Genomic DNA, 7,427 nt, shown 5'->3' with positions numbered 1-7,427 from the left:
AATCAAGATTCAGCTTCTTCCTCTTCATCCGCATCTGGCTTACGCGTATAAAAGCGTGCGAAAAACAGACCAATCTCAAACAGAATACACATTGGAATCGCCAACAGTGTTTGCGAGATCATATCTGGTGGTGTCAGCATCATACCGATGATGAAAGCACCCACCACAATGTAAGGACGCTTTTCAGACAGAGATTGAGGCGTTGTTGCCCCCGTCCAACACAACAAGATAATCGCAACAGGCACTTCAAAGGCAATACCAAAAGCAAAGAACAGCGCGAGTACAAAATCAAGATAGCTTGAGATGTCGGTTGCGAACTCTACTCCCCCTAATGATATGGCCGTAAAAAAGCCAAATACCAACGGGAATACAATAAAGTAAGCGAACGCCACACCACAGTAAAACAGCAATGAACTTGAAGCCAATAGCGGCATGATCAAGCGTTTTTCATGCTTGTATAAACCCGGAGCAACAAAAGCCCACACCTGATACAAAATAAACGGAACCGCGAGGAATATAGACGCGATCAAGGTTAATTTCAGCGGTGTGAAAAATGGCGATGCAACATCGGTTGCGATCATCGTCGCCCCTTCCGGTAGACGATCTACCAAAGGTGCTGATACGAATTCATAAATATCATTAGCAAAATAAATTAGCCCGACAAATATCACTAGCACCGCGACAATCGCACGTAGTAGGCGATTACGTAGTTCTAGAAGGTGGCTAATTAAAGGCTGTGTCTGCTCAGTCGAAGACATGTCAAACCTCTTAAACAGGAAGATCGAAAAGGAGCCGCGCGTGTATCTATCCAGTTGAATTGGTATCCACTTGAATAGTTATTTACTTGAATAGATATCTATTTAAACATCTAGCGAATCAAGTATCCGGCGACTCCTCCTTGCGAGACTATTCGGCTTTCTTATCTGACGGTGCTGAAGCTTCACTGTTGACCTGAATGGTTTCAGATTCCACAGTTTCCATGACACTAGGTTTAGTCTCACTTGGCTTATCAGACTCAGGCTTAGCATACGGACGTTGAACCTCAGCAGCGGCCTGCTTGAGTTCATCGACTGACGCTTTAAGGTCTGGAGATAAATCTTCCATACCCATTTTTTCCGCCTTGCGTAGGTTTTCTTGCAGCTCTTGCACCTTAAGCTCATGAGAAAGTTCATCTTTCACACTGTTTGCCATGCTTTTCGCTTGTCCAACAAACTTGGAAATACTGCGAATCGCCACGGGCAAACGCTCAGGCCCTAAAACCACTAACCCAACGACAGATATTAATACCAGTTCCCAAAAACCGATATCAAACACGATTTACGCCTGCTCTTTGTCTTTCTTTGTTTCAGCAGTTGTTTCAGCGTGAGCTTCTGTCTTCTGCTGTTCAATATTCTTTGGTTCGAAGTCTGCATCTTTCTTATCTGCAGGCTTGTCTTCATCGCTCATCGCTTTTTTGAAGCCTTTAACCGCTGAACCTAAGTCACCACCCATACCGCGCAGTTTCTTTGTTCCGAATAGCAAAATTACAATTACAGCAATGATTAGAAGTTGCCAAATACTGATACCACCCATTGTCATTGTCCTCGGGTCTGTCTACACATAAAAATATTAAGAGAGTCTACTGTCTAACGACGGTAAGCTCGCCAACTAAGCAACCAAAATGTGACACCTGCGATGCCACAGCCCATAGATAGCTGCTCATAAGGGCTTGAAACTAATATTGCGGAGCATACGACTAAAGTGGCTCCAACGCCAAACAAAAACTTTCCAGTTGCTTGCTGACGCTTACTATCTCGGTAACCTTGATAAAGCTGATCCATTCTGTGGTTCATCGCTTTACCTTGGCGCAAGCTGTCATAAAGTAGCTCTGGCAGCTCTGGCAGTTTTTCTGCCCAGAATGGCGCACGCTCTTTTACTGCGTTGATCACAGCTTGCGGCCCCACCTGATTCATCATCCAGGTTTCAAGGAAAGGCTTCGCCGTTGCCCACAAATCAAGTTGCGGATACAGCTGACGGCCTAGGCCTTCGACATACAACAAGGTCTTTTGCAGAAGCACCAACTGAGGTTGAACCTCCATGTTGAAACGTCTTGCTGTATTAAATAAGTTTAGCAACACATGGCCAAATGAGATCTCGCCAAGTGGTTTTGCAAAGATTGGCTCACACACCATACGGATCGCGAACTCAAAATCATTGACGTTAGTGTCGTGTGGCACCCACCCCGAATCAACGTGTAGCTCAGCAACTTTACGGTAATCTCGATTGAAGAAAGCCAACAAGTTCTCTGCTAAATAGCGCTTATCTTCGCTATTGAGCGTACCAACAATGCCACAATCCAAACCAATCCACTGAGGGTTATCTGGATTCTCTGGGTTAACAAATACGTTGCCCGGGTGCATGTCTGCATGGAAAAAGCTATCTCGGAATACTTGGGTGAAGAATACCGTCACACCGCGTTCCGCGAGCAATTTCATGTTGGTGCTGTTGGCTTCTAGCGTCTCAATATCGGAGACTTGAATACCATAGATTCGCTCTGACACCATCAGGGTTTCGCTGCTTAGATCAGGGATAACCTCTGGAACATACAGCTCTTCACTGCCTTCAAAATTACGTCGCAGTTGAATGGCATTGGCCGCCTCACGGCGCAGGTCGAGTTCATCAAGTAACGTTTTCTCGTACTCGTGAACCACTTCAACCGGTTTCAAACGACGTGCTTCAGGAAGCGACTTAGCGACTATACGCGCCATTCGGTGCATCAGTTTTAGATCTGCGTCAATCACCGGGCGAATATCAGGTCGAATTACCTTCAGAACAATCTCACGACCGCTTTCTTTAAGCTTTGCGGTATGCACCTGAGCGATAGAAGCAGAAGCCAGTGGCTCGATATCAAAGTCGGTAAACCAGTTGTCTAAACAGCCACCCAACGCCTTTTCCATATCTTGCTTCGCCAGTTGACCATCAAACGGCGCAACTTGGTCTTGCAACAACGCCAACTGATCGGCGATATGAGGAGGGAACAGATCACGACGTGTCGACATCATCTGTCCAAACTTGATCCACACTGGACCAAGTTCTTGCAGCGCAAGGCGCAAGCGATGACCCAACTCTTTATCTTGATGCTTGTTCTTAAGCCAAAACAGTGACTTTCGCGCCAACAAAGGAGCTTTAGTCAGTTGGTGTTCCGGCATCAACTCATCAAGGCCATATTCCAACTGTACCTTGATAATATGATAAAGACGTTTCAGTTCTGCTGGGGTCATGCTTTCTCCAACAGAGCGTTCAACTTAGCTTCAAGACGAGCAGCAGAGCTTTTTACGTCATCAACTTGGTCGCAAAAATGCGCGACTTCTAACGGTGCTGGTGCGATCTTCCACTCTTCAGTCAGAACTTGAGCAACATGGTTTTGATGCTTAGTCGCCTGTTTTGCTACAAAGCCACCGACGTTTTTAACGCCTTGCACCAAGGTATGCGCAACCACATCACCCGTCACACGCGATAACCACTCTTCCAAATCAGGCTTGCAGTCTGTCATCAGTTGAGCAAATTTCTGAGCCAGTTGAATATCACCCTCTAAGATCAACTTATCTTGCTTGATCAGCTTGGTGATGTTCGATTGCTCACGCAATTCCGGTAATACCGATAGGTTCAAAGATAGGTAGCAATCAGGCTGCCCTTCATATTCCGACAACACATCAATTTGTTGGCTGAAAACGAAAGTGAGTGTTTTATTCAACTCTTTCAAATTAACTTGAATGATCTGCCCCTTTAAACGAGACAAACGACGAACCAAGGCTGGATCATCGTTCACGAAAGTATTTAAAGAGGTTTCAATAACTGCGGTGACCAATGGATCAAATGGCATGACTGTCCTTACCTTTGAAAACGGATAAGCCTTAACCTATCCGTTCTGTCTTTATTCTTATTGTTTAGCACGCCCTAAGAGCCTACTACCAAGTTCGACTAGAACTTGTAACCGCGGTGCAGCGCAACAATGCCGCCCGTTAGGTTGAAGTATTTAGTATTCTCGAAACCCGCGTCTTGCATCATGCCTTCCAAGGTTTCTTGGTTAGGGTGCATGCGGATTGATTCTGCAAGGTAACGATAGCTGTCTGCGTCGTTGGCAATCAGCTCACCCATTTTTGGCAACAGGTGGAAAGAGTAGGCATCGTAAACCTTTGATAGTGGCTCAAGCACTGGCTTAGAAAACTCAAGAACCAACAGACGGCCACCCGGCTTAAGTACGCGGTACATAGAACGCAGCGCTTGGTCTTTATCGGTTACGTTACGCAGACAGAAGCTGATCGTAATGCAATCGAAGTAGTTATCTGGGAATGGCAACTCTTCAGCGTTCGCTTGTACGTAGTGTACGTTGCCAACAATGCCGCTATCACGCAGCTTATCACGGCCAACATTCAGCATTGAGTTGTTGATATCAGCAAGAACCACGTGGCCTTTTTCACCAACGATACGCGAGAATTTCGCAGTAAGGTCGCCAGTACCACCACCAAGATCTAGGATACGCTGACCAGGGCGAACGCCACTGCAATCAATCGTGAATCGCTTCCACAAGCGGTGAACACCACCCGACATTAAGTCATTCATGATGTCGTATTTAGCGGCTACAGAGTGAAATACCTCTGCTACTTTCGCGACTTTTTCGTCTTTTGCGACTGTTTCGAAACCAAAGTGTGTGGTTTCTGACTCTACTGCTGAATTTGTCTGCACGCTTGTGTCCATAATGCTGTTATCTACCATGGTAAGTTCTCATCGACAGCGCTCTTTGTGTTTAGAGGCGCTGCGGCCGATTAGTTTACTTTATCCTCAGCAGGTTGTCTTTCTACTAAGGAGGCATTTTCTGAAAAAGCCTCATTTTGCGCCATTTCAGCCAAACCAATCGAGATCGGTTTCTTCACTTCAACACCCAATTGCTTGAAGCTTTCCGCCTGACGGATCACATTGCCACGCCCAGTCACTAGCTTATTCATCGCTCCTTGGTAGCTTTGGTTGGCTCTATCTAATGAACTGCCGAGACCTTCCATATCATCAACGAACAGGCGTAATTTGTCGTAAAGCTTGCTCGCACGTTCCGCGATAACTTGCGCGTTCTGATTCTGTCTATCGTTGCGCCACAAGTTATCAATGGTACGCAGTGCAACCAGCAAGGTGGTTGGGCTGACCAAGATAATGTTTTGCTCCATCGCATCTTTAACTAAGCTAGGGTCGGCTTGAATCGCCACCTGAAACGCAGGCTCTACCGGAATAAACATCAACACGTAATCCAAGCTCTGTATGCCTTTGAGCTGATGATAATCCTTCTGGCTCAAGCCTTTGATGTGCGCTCGCAGTGACACCAAGTGATCGCGCAATGCAGCATCGCGTTGCTGATCGGTTTCGGCATTGAAATAGCGTTCAAATGCCACCAGCGCCATTTTTGAATCGACCACCACTTGCTTGTCTTGTGGCAGATGCACAATCACATCCGGTTGATAACGCTTGCCCGCATCGTTTTGCAGGTTCACTTGCGTTTGGTATTCGTGGCCTTCGCGCAGTCCTGATTCAGCAAGCACGCGAGCCAGCACCACCTCGCCCCAGTTACCTTGTTGTTTGTTGTCACCCTTTAGCGCTTGGGTCAGGTTCACCGCTTCACGCGTCATACTCTCATTAAGACGTTGCAGGTTTTTAAGCTCATGCACCAAAGTATGACGCTCTTTGGCTTCTTGGCTGAAGCTGTCGTTCACTTGTTTCTTAAAGCCTTCCAACTGCTCTCTTAGTGGAGACAACAAACCTTCTAGGCTCTGCTTATTCTGCTGATCGACCTTGGCGGTTTTGGTTTCAAACAGTTGGTTCGCTAACAATTCAAACTGCTGCTTAAGTCGTGATTCAGCTTGCTCTAGCAACTGCAGCTTTTCGCTATTGGCGAGGTTCTCTTGATCGTGCCTTGCCTCTTGCTCACGGAGTTCAGCCTCCAACTCCGACTTATGGTCTTTCAGCACGTTAATCTCATCAGCGTACTGCTGGCGCTCTTGCTTCACGGCCTCAAAGTAGCGCAGTTTTTCCATTGCAGCCATCACCTTACCGTGCGCCTGCTTGAGCTCGAATGCCGCTTTGTCTCGGTCATCATCTAACTCATCGAGCTCTTGTTGCGCCTCTGCGAGTGATGCTTTGAGCTGAGCTTGCTGAGATTCATGCAACAAACGATCGGACTCTAGCTGCTGCTCGAGCAATCGCTGCTGAAAAGAGAGCTTCTGTTTAATCCACCAACCCACGACACCGCCGCTGACGAGCGCGCCAGAAATTGCAGCAATAAGCGTTGCCTGATGTTCGATAATCCATTGCATGATAATGATTTAGCCTAATTTGAAATAACTCATTAAATGGTATTTTGATACTGGATAAATGTCCAGTTTGCCGTATTAAAATTCGACAGATAGACTAGGCGCTCCGTATTCTGTCCCATCAAATTAGAATGAGTTGCCATGAACGAACGTCGTGCCTTGGGCTTTGGCCTTTCCGCAGTACTGCTGTGGTCAACGGTCGCTACTGCTTTTAAGCTGACCCTTGCTGAGTTTTCACCGATTCAAATGCTGACCATTGCCAGTATTGTGTCGTCGATTGCGCTGATCGCAGTCTGCGCCTTTCAAGGTAAGCTCTCTCAGCTGAGTACAACGTTCCTTTCAAACCCTTGGTATTACCTGCTGCTCGGCTTGGTTAACCCATTGGCTTATTACCTGATTCTATTCAAAGCCTACGACCTGCTGCCCGCTTCTCAAGCTCAAGCCATCAACTACAGCTGGGCTATCACGCTAACCTTAATGGCGGCGGTTTTTCTGGGGCAAAAGATTCGTAAGCAAGATTGGATTGCGTGTACCTTCAGCTATGCGGGTGTGGTAGTTATTGCCACCAAAGGCGATGTGTTAGGCATGCAGTTCGATAGCCCACTCGGTGTGGCACTGGCGCTGCTTTCTACTCTACTTTGGGCAGGATATTGGATTCTCAACACCAAAAACAAGGCTGACCCAGTGGTTGGCGTATTGCTTGGTTTCTTAGTAGCATTACCATTCGCGATCGGTTTAACCCTTTACGAAGGTGAGAGCTTTAGCCAAATTACGACGAAGGGTTGGATGGCGGTGACTTACGTAGGCCTGTTTGAGATGGGCATTACCTTTGTATTATGGTTATCAGCACTCAAGCTAACCAACAATACGGCGCGTATCAGCAACCTAATTTTTGCCTCGCCATTTATCTCACTGATGCTACTTTCCACCATCATTGGCGAAGAGATTCACCCTGCAACACTGTTTGGTTTAGTGCTGATTATTGCTGGTTTGGTGATTCAACAGATCAAGTTTTCAAAAAACAAAGCTGCGTAAATAAGCGCTAAAAGATTCGATTGAGAGCGAAAAGCTATCAATAAAGTCGAATTGGAA

At 46.6% G+C, this 7,427-nt stretch carries 8 protein-coding genes; 1 reads left to right on the top strand and 7 read right to left on the bottom strand.

The features are described 5' to 3' along the window. Positions 1 to 2: 2 nt before the first annotated feature. The 7 genes from tatC to rmuC form a co-directional block, all read right to left on the bottom strand. The gene (tatC, locus tag A6D97_RS19065; protein WP_017060156.1) at positions 3 to 758 is read right to left on the bottom strand and encodes a twin-arginine translocase subunit TatC; all 756 of its coding nucleotides are present in this window, start codon (positions 756 to 758) and stop codon (positions 3 to 5) included. Between the two features lie 148 nt (positions 759 to 906). Further along, complete coding sequence (gene tatB, locus A6D97_RS19060; protein WP_017060155.1) at positions 907 to 1,314, bottom strand: Sec-independent protein translocase protein TatB; 408 nt, start codon at positions 1,312 to 1,314, stop codon at positions 907 to 909. Between the two features lie 3 nt (positions 1,315 to 1,317). After that, positions 1,318 to 1,572 carry a Sec-independent protein translocase subunit TatA gene (gene tatA / locus A6D97_RS19055; RefSeq protein ID WP_017060154.1) on the bottom strand — a complete coding sequence of 85 codons (255 nt, stop codon included), beginning with the start codon at positions 1,570 to 1,572 and terminating at the stop codon, positions 1,318 to 1,320. Between the two features lie 53 nt (positions 1,573 to 1,625). After that, positions 1,626 to 3,260: a ubiquinone biosynthesis regulatory protein kinase UbiB gene (gene ubiB, locus A6D97_RS19050; protein WP_065585040.1), complete on the bottom strand. Its 1,635-nt coding sequence runs from the start codon at positions 3,258 to 3,260 to the stop codon at positions 1,626 to 1,628. Next, complete coding sequence (locus A6D97_RS19045; RefSeq protein WP_017063051.1) at positions 3,257 to 3,862, bottom strand: SCP2 domain-containing protein; 606 nt, start codon at positions 3,860 to 3,862, stop codon at positions 3,257 to 3,259. The genes ubiB and A6D97_RS19045 overlap by 4 nt, the downstream gene beginning before the upstream one ends. Positions 3,863 to 3,960: 98 nt before the next feature. After that, complete coding sequence (gene ubiE / locus A6D97_RS19040; RefSeq protein ID WP_029235100.1) at positions 3,961 to 4,740, bottom strand: bifunctional demethylmenaquinone methyltransferase/2-methoxy-6-polyprenyl-1,4-benzoquinol methylase UbiE; 780 nt, start codon at positions 4,738 to 4,740, stop codon at positions 3,961 to 3,963. Positions 4,741 to 4,805: 65 nt separating this feature from the next. Then, positions 4,806 to 6,338 (bottom strand): DNA recombination protein RmuC, encoded by a 1,533-nt coding sequence (gene rmuC / locus A6D97_RS19035; RefSeq protein ID WP_017063049.1) that lies wholly within the window; start codon positions 6,336 to 6,338, stop codon positions 4,806 to 4,808. Between the two features lie 138 nt (positions 6,339 to 6,476). Here rmuC and A6D97_RS19030 point away from each other — a divergent pair, with 138 nt between their 5' ends. Then, the gene (locus tag A6D97_RS19030; RefSeq protein WP_065585039.1) at positions 6,477 to 7,370 is read left to right on the top strand and encodes a DMT family transporter; all 894 of its coding nucleotides are present in this window, start codon (positions 6,477 to 6,479) and stop codon (positions 7,368 to 7,370) included. Positions 7,371 to 7,427 lie beyond the last annotated feature (57 nt).

It is taken from the genome of Vibrio sp. ZF57 (assembly GCF_001691235.1).
GTDB lineage: Bacteria > Pseudomonadota > Gammaproteobacteria > Enterobacterales > Vibrionaceae > Vibrio > Vibrio crassostreae_C.
Note: the sequence above shows the minus strand (reverse complement) of the source record. Positions and strands in the feature narration are given on the sequence as shown.